Origin of the sequence: Persicobacter diffluens, from assembly GCF_036244895.1 — a bacterium.
Taxonomy (GTDB): Bacteria; Bacteroidota; Bacteroidia; order Cytophagales; family Cyclobacteriaceae; genus Persicobacter; species Persicobacter diffluens.
This window is the reverse complement of record NZ_BQKE01000001.1, coordinates 1,984,516-2,002,477: the sequence shown is the minus strand read 5'-3', so window position 1 is coordinate 2,002,477 and position 17,962 is coordinate 1,984,516. Positions and strand designations below refer to the sequence as shown.

The following is a 17,962-nucleotide window of genomic DNA, read 5'->3' as shown; positions in this document are numbered from 1 at the left end:
TTAACGTTGGATGGAAATGAAACCAGAAAATTCTTTGTTTGCACTAATGATCCTGAGCACATAATAATAGGTGCCGTCAGGCAATGACCTGCCACTGTCATCTGTTCCTGCCCAATCATTGAGATAGCCTTCGGTGGAAAACACTCTTTCCCCCCAACGATTAAAAATCAATAGGCTGTTGTTCGGGTAGTTTTCCAGGTTTTCAATGAAGAACACTTCGTTCATTTCATCCCCATTGGGAGAAAGGGCATTGTAAATGGTGATGTTAACGGTGTTTTCAATCACAATCGTCACACGAGCTGAGTCACAGAGGTCGCTATCCGGCGCCAGGCAAATTCGATAAGTAAATTCATCTGTGCCATAAAAAGCGGTATCAGGTGTATAGGTTATGAAGTCAGAGGAGGGGAATAAGCCTCCATTTTCAGGTCTTTGAATGATTTCAAAGTAAGCAGGCAAATCTCCGTTCTCCTGCCCAAAGTAGTTGTCGTTTTCCCATGGTCTAATATTGATTGCGGTGTTCAAAGTAGTATTGTAACTGATGTCATTAGCCACTAAACCATCGTCAATCAATATCCTTAACTGGGCGGTCCGGCATTGTATGGATTGCCCCCTGACTTGCTCGCATACTTCATAGCATACCGATACTTCTCCGGTGAAATTTTCTTCCGGGGTGTACTCCATTTCCAGGCTGGGAAGAATTCTGATGCTTCCGGGGAAATCTGTAGAACAGAGGATGAGAGAGAAGGAGGCGGGTAGCTCATCATTCTCTAAGACATTAATAGTGGAGGTGGTGGATGGAGGGAGTTGCACCACATCATCCTGCAAGAGGTAGTCTTCTGGTTCGCCGACTAAACTGACGACCACATAGGCGTTAGCGCATCTGCCAAAAACATCGCAAATTTGGTAACAGAATAGGATGGGTTGACTCGATATAGTTTCACTGGCGGTGTATAGAATATGGTTGCCCTCCACTTTGGCAGTACCTTCTGAGGGCGTGGAACATAGGGAGATAGAAGAAATGTCTTTCTCCAATATTTGGTCATTTTGCCATACCGGAATCTGAATAGTTCCGCCTACCGGTAAGCTGACTTCATCTGTATGGGCATTTAAATCTATGGGCGCTTCAACTGTGATGAAAACAAAAGCTTTGTCACAATTGGTCATTATGTCCTGATCACAGATTTCATAGCAGAATACATCTGTGCCGAAGAAGTTGTCATCAGGGGTATAAATAAAGCTTCCATCGGCATTGAACTGTACCTCTCCATGCTGAGGAGGGTAGTCTGTACAGATCGATATGTTTACCTGATTCGGGAAATTATCATTGGCCAATGGATTTACTGATACTACCTTTCGGGCAGGGGTACTGACAAAGTCTTCATTGGCGACTACATTGGTGACGGGGTTTACCCCAATAAGGATGAGGGCTTCGTCACAATCTCCATTTTCATTGCAAATGCCATAGGTTAAAATCTCCGTACCGATAAAATCCCCATTGGGAATAAATTGGAGTTCACTTCCATTTAAAGTGACGATTCCATTATTGGTACCGGTAATGAGTTGGATGCTGGCCAGGGGAGAGCCATTGATGATGTCGTTGGCGATCAGGTCAAGAATGGCGGTGTCTCCCTGATTGATGACGGTGGCATCCACTTCGGCGACTAAATCCACCGCTGGTGGAATTATGTTGATCGCCAGTACATTTTCAGTACAATAGACCGTATCGCTATAATCCGGATCAGTATTGCAGATCCGGTAGACAATTTGAGCCAGCCCCGGATTGCTTCCTTCCGGGTTATAGGTGATGGTGCCTGCGCTATTGTCTACAGTAGTACTTCCCTGAGCAGGTTGACTGATGATGGTTATTGAGAAATTTGGCGGAAGAATAAAGTTGTAAACCGGATCGAGCAAATTAAATACTAAATCCACATTATTAGGAAGTCCATCAATGGAAATGGGGTAAAGCTGTGGGATTTGATTGGGGTCTAGAGAAACATCAATCACTACATTTCCGGTGTAACAATTATTTGCATTGCCACTTTCACAAACTTGGTAACAAATTAATTCCCTCCCAATAAATCCATTATTGGGCGTATAGAGTAAATTGTTACCGGAAAATGAGGCAGTTCCGTTAATGGGTGTGGAACAAAGCGTGGGCGCATCATAACCTTGCGGGATAATATCATTGATGATCACATCAGCGGATAAGGCCGTATTGTAATGAGTGGTCAGGAAGTCATCAGTGAGTTGAGCCGGATCCGGCCCGGAAATAACCACCTGAATGACGGCACTCTGGCAAATGGAATTGTCACTATTGCATAGCGTATAACAGATAATGTCTGTGCCAGTATAGCCGGTAGGAGGGCTATAGTTGATTTTATTGTCTGCGGTAATGGTGGCGGTACCTAAGGTGGTGGTTTCATCACATAAGCTCAGGCTAAAGCCGTCATCAGGAATGATATCATTGGCAATACAATCGATTAAGACAGTCCCATTTTGCGGAATCTGGCTTTCATCATTTTGCGCCGCGACCGTGATTTCATATTCAAAGGGGATGATGATTTGTGCCTCTGAACAGGCTTCATCAGCGGTTCCTTCATTCACACAAAGCTGATAGCAGATCAAATCCTGACCTGAAGTGGTGGTGTAATTAGGCAGGTATTGGATAATATTATTATCGATAATATTGACAGTACCGGAAACGGGATCCTCGCAAACGGTTAATCTATAGTTGGCTGGTATTTCATCCACCAATTCTGAAAGGTTGATCTCGATAGGTCCAAATTCTGTTAAGGAATAGGATTTATCCTTCAGTTTTGGGGCTTCCAGTGGAATGACGGTGATCACTACTTTTGCGGGATCACAGGTGGCATTTTCTCCTGTTCCCACACATATTTGGTAATCCAAGGTGTCATTTCCTATAAAATTATCCACTGGGCTGTAGGTCAGCATGCTGTCGGTGATATTCAGATTGCCGTAATTGAAATGATTTAATATTTCAAAAGTAACGGGTAGCAGCGAGTGGTCATTTTGGAGAAAATTTAATGAAATAGGGGTGCTGGCACCGGTAGTTCCAAAATCGTCGTTGGCTTCCGGGGCGTTATTGCAGGGAATGGTACCTTCTAAAATGGTAATACCTACGGCAAAGCCTCCCTGTGTACCTCCTAAGGCTCCATAATGATTGTCAAGATCAAAAAGTTGTGAGCCCTGATGGATGGTCCCGGCTTCCCCTCCAATATAGGAGGCATTGATGTTGGAAATAAACTCTGAACGCGCCAGGGAGAGGACTCCCCCTCCCCCTCCACCGCCAGGGCCATAGGCGTCCAGTGCATTTCCCTTATAGGTATGGCCGCCTTGTCCGCCATTTAGTTCCACCTCTAGTGTGCCAATAATTCCCTTGGTTTCAATGACCACAGTACCTCCGGCACCTCCGGCGCCAGAAGCGTTATCGATCGTGGACAGATTGCTTTCATCTAATCTTACATCAGCCGCAAGGGGGTAGGAGCCCCCATTAGCATGAATGGCCTTTCCATTAGTGACCAAGCTTTCCACACTCAAAATGACGATTCCACCTCCTGCTTTCCCAGCGGAATGTCGACGATTTTTAAAATCAGAATTTCCTGAATTTTGATGGCCACTTCCTCCGCCACCACCAAAGAATATTTTATTAAAGGAGGGACTGGAATAAAGAGCGCTTAAGGCTAATCCTCCTTTTCCTCCAATTAAATCTCCGGGCACAGTACCCGTATTGTCATTATCATTCGTAATTCTTCGGTCAGTTTGTAAGGCACGACCGCCTTCTCCTCCTGCTCCGTAATTAGCACCACCGCCACCACCGGCATTATGGTTGTTTCCTCCACCGCCTCCTGCCACTAGTTTACCTCTTCCATAATTATAATTCAAACCATCTTTGTCAAAAGGGTAGGCCATCGATTCGCCTTTTTCAGCACCTAAGACACTGTTTCTGCCTGATATTCCATAGGTGTTCACATTGTCCTGGCTGGTGCCGCGGGTAATTCGTCCACCCAAATAGCCCAGGGAGTCCACTTCTATGTCCGCATTTAGCGTGAGGGTACCGGTAGCCTTAATAAACACAATGCCACCAGTGGTTCCATTCCATGGTTGAGCCGTGACTTCACTGCTTATGGTTGCATTTTGAAGGGGGGAAATTCCAACAATTTGGAGCCCGAAACCGGGGTCATAATCCCGCAGAAGTTTATGGGTGAGGAAGAGAGAGTCTCCCTGTACGGCCAATACCGTTCCCATTTCGAAATTCCCGGCATTGTTGAGTTGGTCAATATTTCCATAGGCCTCAGATTCCGTTCGGATGATCTCTGCGCCTTTGGATTGATGGATAATAATCTTGTCCCCGGCAGCGAAGCCTTCCGGATTGGTGATTTTTAATTTGCATTTTTGGGTATTGATGCCCAGCACTTCTCCATATTCATTGATAATTCCCGAAAGGTTTTGATTTTCTTGGGAATGGCCACTGAGTGGGCTGGAAAGCAAAAAAACGCAAAGAAGCCAATAAAGTATTGGCCTTGGGGCTATTGAGCTTATAAAAATCATACTGTGTTAGGTTAGCATTCCTAACAACGAGTATTTGAGGGGCTTAGGTTGAGGTGGAGATGTTATTGGCTGATGTGCCTTTTGAAGAAAAATTTCAATTTTTATGAATTACCTTTCCCTGTCTTGCTTATACTAAGGGCTTTCCGGTTAAACCCAATTTGGCTGAGCTTGCTTTCTGCTTATTCATCTGTTTCGGTGAAATACGCTCGAATTATGGGAATTAAGCCACCTTCCTCCTCAACCCTGAATTAAGTATGCGTCATTTGGGTAATCGGGCTTTGAATAAAAAAGGAAGCCTTGGGGCTTCCTTCTTAGTCATTATATTGATTCATCGTTCTGCCAATGCCGATGCTGCAAAAACCGTGAATCATTTCAATAGCCCTGTCCATTACAATGGGTAGTTCGGCGAATTCACCTTCTGAGAATTTGCCAAGAACATAATCCACTTGCTTCCCTTTTGAAAATTCATCACCAATGCCAAATTTCAATCGGGCATAATTTTGTCCACCGGTTAACTCTTCAATGTTTTTTAAGCCATTGTGACCAGCAGAAGAACCTTTAGCCCGCATTCTTAATTTTCCGAAAGGAAGTGCTAAATCATCCACAATTACCAAAACATTTTCCTTTGGAACTTTTAGCTCATTCATCCAATGGCGCATGGCTTTCCCGCTTAAATTCATATAAGTAGTGGGTTTGATCAGGTGAATGTGTCTTCCCTTGAATTTGTATTCAGTTTTAAACGCCAATCGATCCGATTTGAATTCTACTCCTTTGGCATCTGCCAGTCGATCCAAAGTTAGGAAGCCGATGTTATGACGAGTGAGTTCGTATTCAGGCCCAATATTGCCCAATCCTACGATGAGATATTTCATGTTAGATTAAATGATTTTCGAAGATTTTTTCAAAAATAGTGCTATTTCACTACCGGACTGAAATTTTTTGAACAAAAAAAATCCCTCCGATACCGGAGGGATTAATATTTTTAAGTGCAGAAAAATTATTCTGCATCCTCTTGTGATTGCTTCGAACGCAATGCACGTGGAATTTCTACAGTTGCAATAGAAATTGATGGGTTGTTCAATACCTCAACACCTTCAATTGGAACTTCACCTACTTTGATAGATTTACCTAATTCTAAACCAGAGATGTTCACTTTGATGTTCTCAGGCATATCTTTTGGCAAAGCTTTCACTTTGATCTTACGCAATTTAGTTACCAAACGACCACCAACTGCTACACCAGGAGACTGACCTTCGAAAATAACAGGAACTTCCATTTTCAATTCTTTCTCGTCGTTCAACAACAAGAAGTCAGCGTGCATCAAGTTCTCTGATACTGGGTGGAATTGTGCGTCTTGCAAAACCGCTTTGTACTCAGTTCCTTCGATGTTCAAAGTTACGAAGTATACGTTTGGAGTGTAGATCAAGTCACGGAATAAGTACGCAGGAGCGTGGAAGTGAACTTGCTCTTCTCCACCGTAAAGTACAGCAGGAACATTACCTTCTAAACGAAGATCTTTTGCATCTTTTTTACCAAGGTTCGCTCTTTTAAACCCTACAACCTCAATAGTTTGCATGATAATAAATTGTTAAAATTATAAAATATGAAACTGCTTAAAAACATAGCGCTTTCAAACAGGCTCGCAAATATCGTAAGTTTCCAATAAAAAACCACAGGATTTAATAAAAATACCTGTGGTTTTCTGGAGATATTTTTCAGATCCGATTAGATCGACAATCCTTTAATGAAAAGAGAGGAGATCGACTCATTGTCGTGGATTTTACGAATCGCTTTTCCAAACAATTCTCCTACTGACAATACTTTGATTTTATCCGATTGCTGACGCAGTGGAATAGTATCGGTGACCACCAACTCTGTTAATTTAGAGTTTTGGATATTTTCGTATGCTTTACCGGAAAGAATAGGGTGAGTAATAACGGCACGAACCGAATTAGCACCTTTTTCAATCAGGATGTCTGCTGCTTTGCATAGGGTCCCTCCTGTATCGATGATGTCATCCACAATGATTACATCTGCACCAGTAACGTCACCAATCACCTGCATGGAAGCAACTTCGTTGGCACGCTCGCGATGCTTGTCGCAGATCACCATATTAGAACGGAAGATTTTCGCCAAATCACGTGCACGCTTGGTTCCTCCCACATCAGGAGCAGCGAACAATAAGTTCTCTAAACCTAAGGAAGCAATATAAGGAACAAAAACAGAAGCACCTTCCAGGTGATCCACAGGGATATCGAAGAAAGCCTGAATTTGTCCGGCGTGCAAATCACAAGTCATGATACGATCCGCACCCGCAGCGGTAAGCAAATTGGCTACTAATTTCGCTGCGATTGGAACTCTTGGCTTGTCTTTTCTATCCTGACGTGCATAGCCAAAATAGGGAGCAACTACTGTTACATATTTTGCTGAAGCTCGACGCGCTGCATCTACCATTAACAATACCTCCATGATGTTGTCAGAAGGAGCGAAAGTAGATTGAATGATGAAAACATCACAGCCACGAACGGACTCTTGGAAAGCAGGGCACATTTCACCATCGCTAAATTTGCTGATCTTAACATCACCTAAATCAGTGCCATACTGATGGGCGATTTTTTCAGCTAAATATTTGGATTCAGTACCGGAGAAGATTTTTACCGCAGACATTTTTGAATGAATATGTTCAAGGGATGGGGATCACCTGAAGCTGAATTTGTATAAAAACAAGATCATCAGCAGATTGATCCTTTGTGTTATCAATAGCGCTGCAAAGGTAAGAAAAATATTAAATTTATGCAGGCTGTCAGAGAAAAATACCATTTTTCGCCCAAATAAATGGCTAAGGACCTCTTTCTGCTTTCACCGGATGGCTGGTTAAGGCTTTTTTTGTATCTGATGCAAATGAGCAATGTAGGAAGCGATTAAATGATGATGTCCGGCATCAAGTAATACTATTTCAGGATCAGATTTCAAATATTTTAGCAGTGGCTGGAGGTTTTCCCGGGGGATGATTTTGTCATGAAGCCCTATTATAAATTTTACTTTTATGCCATGATTGTTAATATTGCTGGCGAGCAAAGTTAAGCGGGGTTTGATGTTTCTGAATTTGACCCAGGAAAGGTATACCTGCCTTCTTTGCCTTCTGGATCGCATCTGGCTATTGGCAAAACGAACCACAGAGGGATGCAGGAGTTTTACCTTTTGCAAAAATTTGATGGAGCGGAAGAAAGGTTTGGGATGATGTACGGTATATCGAAAAATATTACGAAAAAATTTTGGCTGCGTACTCATGGAATACCAGAAATTGGTTTTAATGCCATCCGGAGCTAAAAGGGTGATCTGATCAATCTTCTCCGGGAAGAGGACGGTAGTCATCAGGGCAAATTTCCCGCCCATGCTGAAGCCCATTATATCAAAGCGATCTATTTCTTCTTTTTCCAGAAATTCAGTCAATAAATCTTTCCATAAGCTTTGATTGACTTCTTCTTTATCCCGGTGTAACTGGCTTTTACCATGGAAAAAAAGATCGAAATGATAAAAGGTGTAATGCGGAAAAAATGTTTCCAGCCCTTCAAAGGCTTGTGCGCTTTGTCCGAAGCCATGGAAGGTGATAAAAATTTTCTTTCCGCTTCCTTTTTTCTCAAAGTGTAAATGAGTCATCCGAACAAAGTTATGCTATGCATTTGGAATTACCAACCCTCACACGAACCGGTATTTTAAAGTGTTATACCGAAGTAGGTTATGAGGGGATTTTTAACCTATAATTTCCAATAACATAACTTTTATCATTAGGCAAAAGATTAAATGTACATTAAATTACCTTCATCCGGTAAGGGCAGGTGGATTTGCGCTAATGGCAGGGTTTTATTGGTTTTGGTGATAAAATCAGCTTATAGAGAAACTTTATCTACAAAACTAAAACAAAAACTTTGGAAACGCTGTAAAATCCCATAGTTTCGAGCGTTTCTTTAATGCTTTATTAATCCAAATCAAATCAAAATCCTGATTATGCAAGATCGCATTATTGAGTTGGCCTATGACCTTTTCAGTAGAATAGGGATTAGGTCGGTCACCATGGATGAAATCGCAAGGCCTTTAGGAATTTCCAAAAAGACACTTTATCAGTTTTTCCCGAATAAAGAAGCCTTGCTAACGGCTGCTTTGGATCAGGAACTGAAAAAGCAGGAACTTTTAATTGAGGAAACCATTCGGGAGGCCGATAATGCGGTGGAGGCTTTTTATAATATTTCGGAGTATGTCCGCAATATGCATTCTCAAACAAATCCGATTGTGATTTTTGAGATGGAACGGTATTACCCCAAGGTATTTGAGCATTACCTTTCATTTAAAAAGCATTGCATCTCCCATTCCATAGCGGATTTTTTTCGGCAGGGAATGAAAGAGGGGTATTTTCGGGAAGATTTGGATCCACAAATCATTGCTAAGCTTCGGATGGAGCAATTCGAATACATTTTTAAACCGGATATTTTTCCCCGGGCAGAGTTTGAATACAATCATGTTTGCGATCAGCTCTTCGATCACTTTATGCATGGAATCCTCACCGGTCAGGGAAGAAAGATCTATCAGGAACTAAAAAACAATACAGAAAACCATAACAATAAATCATGAGACTACCGCTTATGTTGCTCCTTTTGCTTTTTGGGCCACTCGTCCGGGCGGAGGAAAACCTTTCCGGCCAACCGGTGACCCTTGAGCAATGCATTCAAATTGCCTTAAAAAATAACCAAAACGTTCAGAAGGCGGCGCTGGAAGTACATGCTTCCGATTATAAAGTAAAAGAAACGCTGTCGATTGGGCTGCCGCAGGTCAACGGGCAAATTGATGCGAACTATAATTTTGCGATCAGGACTTCCTTTGTTCCTGCAGCATTTTTTCTTCCTCCGGATGAGGACGGTAATCCTGCTGAGGGGAATGTTCCGGTGCAGTTTGGGGTGCCCTATGATGCTGCTGCCGGCATTACCGTGAGTCAGTTGATTTTTGACGGGTCATTTTTTGTAGGCCTGGAGGCCGCCCGAACTTATGTGGAATTATCAGAAAAAGATTTGTATCGTCAGGAGATCGATGTAGTGGAATCGGTCAAGAAAGCGTACTACCTGGTATTAATAAACAAGGAAAGACTCAATCTGGTGGAGCAAAATCTGGGTCGGCTGGATACGCTTCTGACGGAAACGCAGGCAATGTATGAGGAGGGATTTGCCGAAAAAATCGATGTGGATCGCATCAAAGTTTCTTATAATAATGTGCGGGCTTCGCTGAAAAGTTCTCAAAGACTGATTGAATTGTCTGTGCGTCTACTCACATTTAATATGGGGCTGGATGTTAACCAACCGGTGGTGGTAACCGATACCATTCACAATATAAATTTTGACGCGACCATTCTGGATGCGGATCTGGCTTTCGATCCCAGAGACCGTGTGGAAATGCAGATTCTCGATGTGCGGGAAGAATTAGGCCGTTATGAACTCAAAAACGTCAATGCGCAATACCTGCCCAATTTATACGCCATAGGTAATATGGGATATAATGCCGGGGTGGATGGAATTAGCGATCTTGGTGATTTTTCAGAAAGCTGGTTTGGCTATGGTATTGTGGGTTTACAAATGAAGATTCCCATTTTTGATGGTTTAATGAAGCGCCATAAAGCACAACAGGTGAAAATCAAATTGCAGCAAATCGAAATTGACCGGAACATGACCATGCAGGCCATCGATAATGAAATTTTCCAGTCCAAGGCGAATTTACTTACGGCTATTGATCAACTGAATATTGAGCAGGAAAATGTGGATTTGGCAGAGGATGTTTATGAAACCACGCGTTTGAAATTTCAGGAAGGCGTAGGAACGAATCTGGAGCTGGTAGATGCCAATAATTCCTATGTCACTGCTCAAGTCAATTACTTCAATGCGCTATACGATGCCTTATTGAATAAGGTGAACCTGGAAAAATCCGTTGGCCGCCTTTACAACCGATAACCGAAATATCAACTATCATGAAATATACTACTTATTTGACCCTGGGAATGCTGGCCGCCATGGCCGCCTGCGGTTCCAATGAGGATTCCCTGGAAGGAAAAAAAGCGGAATTAGCCGGTCTCAGAGAAGAGCTGGTGAGTAAAAAGGAAGAAATTCGTGCTTTGGAGCAGGAGATCTTGAAAATAGATCCGGATGCCTTCAATGCCAGCGGAAATCGTTTGAATGTAGCCACCTTACCGGTAAACCCTACGGAGTTTCAGCATAAAATTGATATTCGGGGAGAAGTGCAGTCGCGTAAGAATGTGATGCTTTCCGGAGAAATGATGGGGCGGTTGTTGGAAATACATGCTTATGAAGGAGCAAGAGTAAAAAAAGGGCAGCTTTTGATGCATCTGGATGCTGAACAGTTGGAAAACTCCATTGCGGAGGTGAAAACTTCATTGGAGTTTGCAGAAAAGATGTACACGAAACGGAAATCCCTATGGGACAAGAATGTAGGTTCGGAGGTCCAGTATTTGGAGGCTAAAAACAATTTTGAAAGCCTACAGCGTAAACTCGCTACTTTGAATTCCCAATTGGACATGGCCTATATTAAAGCGCCATTTTCTGGGCAGGTGGATCAGGTATTGGCCAAAACGGGAGAGATTGTACAGCCGGGAATGCCACTGATGCGATTAACGGGGAATTCTGATATGTATATTACTGCGGAAGTTTCAGAGCGCTATTTGGGGAAATTCCACAGGGGAGATGAGGTCACCGTGAACTTTCCTTCTCTGGACAAATCTCTGACCTCTACCATAAGCAGCGTAGGTCAGGTCATCAATAAAAATAACCGGACATTTTCTTTGGAGGTCAAGCTGAAAGAAATGGATGAATTAATGAAGCCCAATCTATTAGCGGTGATTGAGGCCACGGATTACACCAATGACTCAGCGGTGGTGGTCCCCACCAAATTGATCCAAAAAGATAATGAAGGGCACTTTGTTTTTATCGTCGGCAAAGATGAAGGGAAAGAAGTGGCGAAAAAAGCCCGTGTGGAGTTAGGCAAGACCTTCCGTGGCCAAACGGAGATTGCTACCGGGCTGGAAACCGGGGATGTTTTGATTACCGAAGGTTATCGTGATGCTGCAGAGAATACAATTCTTTCCATTATTCGCCCAACTGCAGACAGTGGAGAATAAACGCACCTGATCATGGAAGAAAATAAGCAAAAAAATAAAATTACCAAGGAGTTTGGCTTAACCTCTCTCTCCTTGAATAATAGTGCGACAGTGATGGTGATGACTTTGATTATTGCCATTGCCGGGATTTATCAATACGTCAACCTGCCCAAGGAAAACTTCCCGGAGGTAGAGATGCCGACCATTTACGTCGGGACGATCTATTCCGGTAACTCTCCCGCAGATATTGAGAACCTGATTACCCGTCCTTTGGAAAAGGAAATCAATACGGTGGAGAATATTGATAACATCAAGTCTACCTCTGTTCAGGGCTATTCGACCATTATCATCGAATTTGTGACCGGAACGGATGTGAAGGATGCTTTGGTGAAAGTGAAGGATGCGGTGGATAAAGCCCGCTCTGAATTACCTACAGATTTAAAGTTTGAGCCGGATGTATTCGAACTTAATTTCTCCGAATTTCCCATTTTGAATATCAACCTGTCCGGGGATTACCCAATGGTGCAGTTGAATGAGTATGCAGAGTACCTGGAGGATGAAATTGAAAAATTTCGTGAAATCTCTAAAGTTGAAATTCGTGGTGTAGGGGAGCGCGAGGTTAAGATTAACTGTAATCCTTATCTGATGGCTGCCCGCATGGTGTCCTTTGGAGACATCGAAATGGCGGTGGCGAATGAAAATGTCAATATTTCCGGGGGAGATGCCCTTTCCGATGGTGTGCGCCGGAATATTCGGATTTTAGGGGAATTCTCGGAACCGGAAAATTTACTGGATGTAGTGGTGAAAGCGGAAAACGGAAATATAGTTTATCTGCGAGATGTGGCCACCGTGGAATTTGATTATAAAGATCCGGAGTCTTTTGCGCGCTTGGGCGAGGAGTCGGTGGTGATGGTTGACGTGGTGAAACGTTCCGGAGAGAACCTGTTAGCCGCGACCGAAAAGATCAATAAAGTTCTGGCCTATGCGCAAAAAAATGTTTTTCCGGAGGACTTAAACATTGTCATGACGGGAGACCAGTCCAAAGAGACCCGTACGCAGGTGAATAGTCTGGAGAACAATATCATTTCCGGGGTAATTCTGGTGGTCTTGGTGCTATTGTTTTTCCTGGGTACGCGTAATGCGTTATTTGTGGGAATGGCCATTCCACTTTCCATGTTTTTATCTTTTTTGATTCTCGGTATCATGGGCGTAACGATCAATATGATTGTGTTATTCTCCCTGATTATGGCATTGGGAATGTTGGTGGATAATGGTATCGTGGTGGTGGAAAATGTTTACCGGATGATGGAAGAAGGGCTACAGCCCTTTGATGCTGCTAAAAAAGGAGTGGGAGAGGTGGCTTTGCCAATTATTTCTTCTACGGCCACTACCTTAGCGGCCTTCCTGCCTTTGGCTTTCTGGCCGGGCATGATGGGGGAATTTATGAAGTATTTGCCGATCACCCTGATGATCACCCTGGGCTCATCCCTTTTTGTGGCTTTGGTCATTAACCCGGTATTCATTGCCCATTTTATGAAAGTGCAGGGAGAAGGCATGCAACTGAATTATCGTAAAGTGAACTTTTGGGGAGTGGGGTTAATAGTGGCCGGTTTGGCTGTTTTCGCTTTAAAAATGGTGGCCATGCATGGTTCCGATGCGGATGGCAAATTCTTCAATACCCTTGGGAATCTTTTAGGAATGGCCGGTGGTGTACTGCTTTTAAATGTTTATGTTTTAACTCCTTTAAGTGAACGTTTTCAGGCGATATTCCTTCCTTGGCTGGAGAATTTGTATGAAGGTACTTTACGAAAAGCGGTAACGGGCAGAGGTCCCTACGCTTTCTTCTTTGGAACCGTCGGCATGTTGATTTTCTCTTTTGCACTGATGGGGGTTTTTACACCCAATGTGGAATTCTTCCCGACCGGCGATCCTAAATATGTCAATGTATTTATCGAATATCCGGTAGGGACAGACATTGAAACCACCAATGTTACCGGCAAGAAGATTGAAAAACAGGTTGCGGCTTTGGTGAAACCTTATGGCGCAATTGTGGAGTCGATTATTTCCAATGTGGGGGAGGGAACCAGTGATCCCGGCGAAATGTCGGTTGGTGGTGCATCTACTCCGCATAAGGCACGTATCACGATCAATTTTGTGGATTTTGCTGATCGAGGAGGGGTGAGCACCAGAACGATTATGAATGACATCAGGGATGGAATTGATGGTGCTCCGGGAGTTTCCATTACGGTAGATCAGGATCAGAATGGTCCACCGACAGGTAAGCCGATCAGTATTGAAATTTCAGGCCCTAAGTTTGAAAAGCTTATTGGCTTGTCCGATGATCTGACCAATGAAATTGCCACGGCGGGCATTATGGGCATTGAAAAGTTAAAGTCAGATTTAGAGCGTGGTAAGCCTGAATTATTAGTGAACATTGACCGCGAAAAAGCACGCCGTTTTGGCTTGTCGACGGTCTCCATTGCTTCTGAAATCAGGACGGCTTTGTTTGGAAAGGAAATTTCCAAATACAAACAGGGCGAGGACGATTATGAGATTCAGCTCAGACTGGATAAAAATTATCGTTATGATATTGAGGCTTTGATGAATCAAAACATCACTTTCCGGAATCAATCCGATGGAAAAATCCGCCAGGTACCCATATCTGCGGTGGCCACCATTGAATTGAGCTCTACTTATGGCTCCATTAAGCGAAAGGATTTGGATCGGGTGGTGACCTTGTCCTCCAATGTTTTGGATGGTTATAATGCGACCAAAATAAATGATCAGATCCGGGCCTTGGTGGCGGATATGTATATTCCGGAAGGCTATGAAGTGAAATTTGGGGGAGAACAGGAAAAGCAGGCGGAAGAGATGGGATTTCTTTCCGGCGCTTTAATGATTGCGGTGTTTATGATCTTTTTGATCATTGTGGCACAGTTTAATCAGGTTACTGCACCGTTTATTATCATCACCTCTGTGGTATTTTCTACCATTGGCGTATTCCTGGGGCTGGTAGTCTTTCAAATGGATTTCATTATTATCATGACGATGATTGGGATCATTTCCCTGGCAGGGATTGTGGTGAATAATGCGATCGTATTGATTGATTTCATCGGCCTGAAAAAGCAGGAAAGATTAATTGGTTTAAAAGAGGGCGAAAGCTTACGAAGCGATCAATTGAGAGAAGCTGTCGTGGAGGCGGGTAAAACGCGTTTACGTCCGGTACTTTTAACTGCGATTACCACCGTTTTAGGTTTGATTCCTCTTGCAGTAGGTATTAATATTGACTTCCTAGGTTGGATATCCAACTTTAATGCCGACTTCTATATTGGTGGGGACAATGTTATCTTTTGGGGGCCTATGTCATGGACGATCATTTTTGGATTGACTTTCGCGACCTTTCTTACATTGGTAATTGTGCCTGTAATGTATATTATTATTGAGGATATTAAACTAAAGCTTAAATCAACAGTATATTAGATTGTAAAGGTTGATTGATTAAATTGTAAGGGGAGGAGTCGTAAAGATTCCCTCCCTTTTTTTATGTCTTCGGTTAATCCCGGGCACTTTGGAGTAGTTTTAGGTAGATTATTGCAGTTTTAATTTTATGAAAGCGTGCGCTGGCCTTTTTTTCTACCCTCCAAAAAAGATTGGCTCCATCTGTAAAATAACCTCATTTATGGCATTTTTTAGCCGTACCTTACGTAAGATTTTGTTGACAATCGACCTGTAATTAAAATTTATCACCATGAGTTTAGCAAAGTTTTTCCCCATGATAGTGTTTATGGGCGTGATGCTACTTTTAGATCTCTATATTTATCAGGCCGTAAAAGTGGTATCTGATTCCTTTTCCGCACAAGCGGCCAAATGGATAAAAGGCGTTTATTGGGCGTTTTCTTTTCTCTGTCTTGGGAGTGTGGTGCTTATGGCCACTGCTGATCCGCTATGGGTTGCTAAAAACCGCCAGCCATTTTTAACCGTTCTGTCCATCACTTATTTTTCGAAAATGATCGGTTCGTTGTTTTTAGTACTTGATGATGTGTTGCGTGGGGTTCGCTGGATGACTCAGTTTTTGCAATCCACCCCCGAATTATCAGGATCAGGAGAATCGACATCGCCAATAAAGGAGTCTGATAGCCAGGGAATTAGTCGAGGGGAGTTTCTCTCCAAAGCAGGTCTGGTGGGCGTAGGGGTGCCCGTCGCGACAATGAGTTTTGGGATTATCTCCGGCGCTCATGACTATCGCGTACGGAAAAAGACGGTTGTTCTTAAAAACTTGCCTCCCGCATTTGATGGGATTAAGGTGGCGCAATTGTCAGATATTCACACCGGATCCTTCTTCAATAAAACGGCTGTAAAAGGTGGCGTGGAGATGCTTATGGCCGAAAAACCCGATATGGTTTTCTTTACCGGTGATTTAGTTAATAATGAGGCCAGGGAAGCCAGGGAATATGTGCCGATTTTTGAAAAAGTAAAGGCAGATTTAGGTGTATATTCGGTGATGGGTAATCACGATTATGGCGATTACCATCGCTGGGCCAGTCCAAAATCCAAACAGGAAAACCTGAAAGCACTTCATACCGCGCATCATGAAATGGGCTGGGATTTATTATTAGATGAAAATAGGACCATTCAGGTAGATGGGGCGGAAGTCGGTGTGATCGGCGTCCAGAATTGGGGAACTGGTGGTTTTGCTCAATACGGTAATCTGGAAAAGGCTTATCGGGGAATGGAAGAAACAGAGGCTAAAATTTTATTGTCCCACGATCCCAGTCATTGGGATGCTCAGGTGCGCCCAGCTTATAGCGCTATCGACCTTACCCTGAGTGGGCACACCCACGGTTTTCAGTTTGGGGTGGAGATTGGCGACTTCCGATGGAGCCCGGCGCAGTGGCGTTATAAACAGTGGGCGGATCTTTATCAGGAAAAAGACCAGTATTTATATGTTAATCGTGGTTTTGGCTATATCGGTTACCCGGGAAGAATCGGGATATTGCCTGAAATTACCATTTTGGAATTGAAGCGTGAGCAGGCTTAAGCCGGATCATTTATGCTTCAATCTTCGTTTAGCTGCAAGGCGGGAGAAATGAAGGAATAGTTTTCTATTTCGAGTTTTTTCCAGCGAAGCAGATGAATGAGGAGTTAGTAAACTTGCCCAAATTTAGGTTTAAAAAAATAATTCAGTCGGCGCAAATGTACTATACTGATAATTAGCTGATTAAAGAAAATGCCTGAATCTGGCGGTGAATAATTCGGCTTAAACCGGCGCAAAAAAGAAATCCCCAACCATTGCTGGCTGGGGATTTTTTTAATTTATTTTTTTCCAGTCATCAGAAGTAGAAACTTCAATGCTTCCATCTTTATAGACCAGTAAATAATCTTCCAGTACTTCCTCCTGGCAACCTCTGAATCTTTTTCCATCCTGACTTTGAAAGAAAATAGGGTAGGACTTTCCGTATTTTCGGGTGAAACTCACCGGGCTTCCATTTTCAGATTTGATCATGCCCCAGGAAATCTGAATGGGTTCATTGGAGCAAGAACCAAAGGCGTAATCATATTTATAAGTTCCGCTTCCATCGGCATTTAGAATTAAATAACCTCCGGTTTTTCCCTGGTATTTCCCTACAAACTTTTGTCCAATTTCATGATTCACCTGAATGCGTTTGCCATGAATTTCGAAAGCTTTGTCGTTTTTGGGTACAGAAAAAGCGGTGAATAGGAATAAGGTTGAGATGAGTAAATATTTCATAAAAACTAATCTAGTGGAAATGGGACAAAATCGCTAACATCCCCATTGTATTTGTGTACTTCCCGGATGATGCTGGAGCTAATCGCCGCAAATTCTGGAGAGGTAATCAGGAATACCGTTTCCAGCTGATCATTCAAGTGTTTGTTGACTTGGGCGATACTGTTCTCGTATTCGAAATCTGTGGTGTTCCGAAGGCCCCTTAAAATAAAATTCGCCTTGATTTTTTTGGCGTAATTGGCCGTTAATTCCTCATAAGCGAAGATTTTTATCCGAGGTTCTTTTTCAAAAAGAGCCTCCATCTTTGGGATCATTTTATCCAGAGAAAAGTGTCTTTGCTTTTTGGTGTTATGCCCAATGGCGATATGCACTTCATCAAAAAGTCCTAAGCCTCTTCTGACAATATCTTCATGTCCTTTGGTGAAAGGGTCAAAAGAACCAGGGAATAGGGCGATTTTTTTCATATTCAATAATAATAAAAAGCCTTTGCAAAT

The 17,962-nt window shown here is 42.9% G+C and carries 12 protein-coding genes; 5 read left to right on the top strand and 7 right to left on the bottom strand.

Annotation, left to right across the window (positions count from 1 at the left end):
• The 5 genes from AAA970_RS08325 to AAA970_RS08305 form a co-directional block, all read right to left on the bottom strand.
• Nucleotides 1-4,569 carry an Ig-like domain-containing protein gene (locus tag AAA970_RS08325; protein WP_338236730.1) on the bottom strand — a complete coding sequence of 1,523 codons (4,569 nt, stop codon included), beginning with the start codon at nucleotides 4,567-4,569 and terminating at the stop codon, nucleotides 1-3.
• Between the two features lie 311 nt (nucleotides 4,570-4,880).
• Entirely contained in the window at nucleotides 4,881-5,441 is a 561-nt protein-coding gene (pth, locus tag AAA970_RS08320; protein ID WP_053405093.1) for an aminoacyl-tRNA hydrolase, read from the bottom strand.
• Between the two features lie 125 nt (nucleotides 5,442-5,566).
• Entirely contained in the window at nucleotides 5,567-6,145 is a 579-nt protein-coding gene (locus AAA970_RS08315) for a 50S ribosomal protein L25/general stress protein Ctc (RefSeq protein WP_338236729.1), read from the bottom strand.
• A 149-nt stretch (nucleotides 6,146-6,294) separates the two neighbouring features.
• Nucleotides 6,295-7,236: a ribose-phosphate pyrophosphokinase gene (locus AAA970_RS08310; RefSeq protein WP_053405091.1), complete on the bottom strand. Its 942-nt coding sequence runs from the start codon at nucleotides 7,234-7,236 to the stop codon at nucleotides 6,295-6,297.
• Between the two features lie 207 nt (nucleotides 7,237-7,443).
• Nucleotides 7,444-8,229: an alpha/beta fold hydrolase gene (locus tag AAA970_RS08305; RefSeq protein WP_338236728.1), complete on the bottom strand. Its 786-nt coding sequence runs from the start codon at nucleotides 8,227-8,229 to the stop codon at nucleotides 7,444-7,446.
• Nucleotides 8,230-8,577: 348 nt separating this feature from the next.
• On the opposite strand from AAA970_RS08305, the gene AAA970_RS08300 reads away from it, so the two are divergent.
• From AAA970_RS08300 to AAA970_RS08280, 5 genes are all read left to right on the top strand, one after another.
• On the top strand, nucleotides 8,578-9,198 hold the full coding sequence (locus tag AAA970_RS08300) for a TetR/AcrR family transcriptional regulator (protein WP_338236727.1): 621 nt from the start codon (nucleotides 8,578-8,580) through the stop codon (nucleotides 9,196-9,198).
• Complete coding sequence (locus AAA970_RS08295) at nucleotides 9,195-10,562, top strand: TolC family protein (RefSeq protein ID WP_072159048.1); 1,368 nt, start codon at nucleotides 9,195-9,197, stop codon at nucleotides 10,560-10,562. Before AAA970_RS08300 ends, AAA970_RS08295 begins: the two co-directional genes overlap by 4 nt.
• Nucleotides 10,563-10,579: 17 nt before the next feature.
• Nucleotides 10,580-11,743, top strand: coding sequence for an efflux RND transporter periplasmic adaptor subunit (locus AAA970_RS08290; protein ID WP_338236726.1), 1,164 nt, complete (start codon nucleotides 10,580-10,582; stop codon nucleotides 11,741-11,743).
• A 12-nt stretch (nucleotides 11,744-11,755) separates the two neighbouring features.
• The gene (locus AAA970_RS08285; protein ID WP_338236725.1) at nucleotides 11,756-15,202 is read left to right on the top strand and encodes an efflux RND transporter permease subunit; all 3,447 of its coding nucleotides are present in this window, start codon (nucleotides 11,756-11,758) and stop codon (nucleotides 15,200-15,202) included.
• 268 nt (nucleotides 15,203-15,470) lie between these two features.
• Entirely contained in the window at nucleotides 15,471-16,760 is a 1,290-nt protein-coding gene (locus AAA970_RS08280) for a metallophosphoesterase (protein ID WP_338236724.1), read from the top strand.
• A 270-nt stretch (nucleotides 16,761-17,030) separates the two neighbouring features.
• Here AAA970_RS08280 and AAA970_RS08275 read toward each other — a convergent pair whose 3' ends face one another.
• Together AAA970_RS08275 and coaD are read right to left on the bottom strand one after the other, a co-directional pair.
• On the bottom strand, nucleotides 17,031-17,471 hold the full coding sequence (locus tag AAA970_RS08275; RefSeq protein WP_053405084.1) for a hypothetical protein: 441 nt from the start codon (nucleotides 17,469-17,471) through the stop codon (nucleotides 17,031-17,033).
• Nucleotides 17,472-17,476: 5 nt separating this feature from the next.
• Nucleotides 17,477-17,932 (bottom strand): pantetheine-phosphate adenylyltransferase, encoded by a 456-nt coding sequence (gene coaD, locus AAA970_RS08270; protein ID WP_053405083.1) that lies wholly within the window; start codon nucleotides 17,930-17,932, stop codon nucleotides 17,477-17,479.
• Between the last annotated feature and the right edge of the window lie 30 nt (nucleotides 17,933-17,962).

Coding starts and splice junctions, on each gene's coding strand:
- AAA970_RS08325 (WP_338236730.1), bottom strand. CDS start 4,569: ATGATTTTTATAAGCTCAATAGCCCCAAGGCCAATACTTTATTGGCTT.
- pth (WP_053405093.1), bottom strand. CDS start 5,441: ATGAAATATCTCATCGTAGGATTGGGCAATATTGGGCCTGAATACGAA.
- AAA970_RS08315 (WP_338236729.1), bottom strand. CDS start 6,145: ATGCAAACTATTGAGGTTGTAGGGTTTAAAAGAGCGAACCTTGGTAAA.
- AAA970_RS08310 (WP_053405091.1), bottom strand. CDS start 7,236: ATGTCTGCGGTAAAAATCTTCTCCGGTACTGAATCCAAATATTTAGCT.
- AAA970_RS08305 (WP_338236728.1), bottom strand. CDS start 8,229: ATGACTCATTTACACTTTGAGAAAAAAGGAAGCGGAAAGAAAATTTTT.
- AAA970_RS08300 (WP_338236727.1), top strand. CDS start 8,578: ATGCAAGATCGCATTATTGAGTTGGCCTATGACCTTTTCAGTAGAATA.
- AAA970_RS08295 (WP_072159048.1), top strand. CDS start 9,195: ATGAGACTACCGCTTATGTTGCTCCTTTTGCTTTTTGGGCCACTCGTC.
- AAA970_RS08290 (WP_338236726.1), top strand. CDS start 10,580: ATGAAATATACTACTTATTTGACCCTGGGAATGCTGGCCGCCATGGCC.
- AAA970_RS08285 (WP_338236725.1), top strand. CDS start 11,756: ATGGAAGAAAATAAGCAAAAAAATAAAATTACCAAGGAGTTTGGCTTA.
- AAA970_RS08280 (WP_338236724.1), top strand. CDS start 15,471: ATGAGTTTAGCAAAGTTTTTCCCCATGATAGTGTTTATGGGCGTGATG.
- AAA970_RS08275 (WP_053405084.1), bottom strand. CDS start 17,471: ATGAAATATTTACTCATCTCAACCTTATTCCTATTCACCGCTTTTTCT.
- coaD (WP_053405083.1), bottom strand. CDS start 17,932: ATGAAAAAAATCGCCCTATTCCCTGGTTCTTTTGACCCTTTCACCAAA.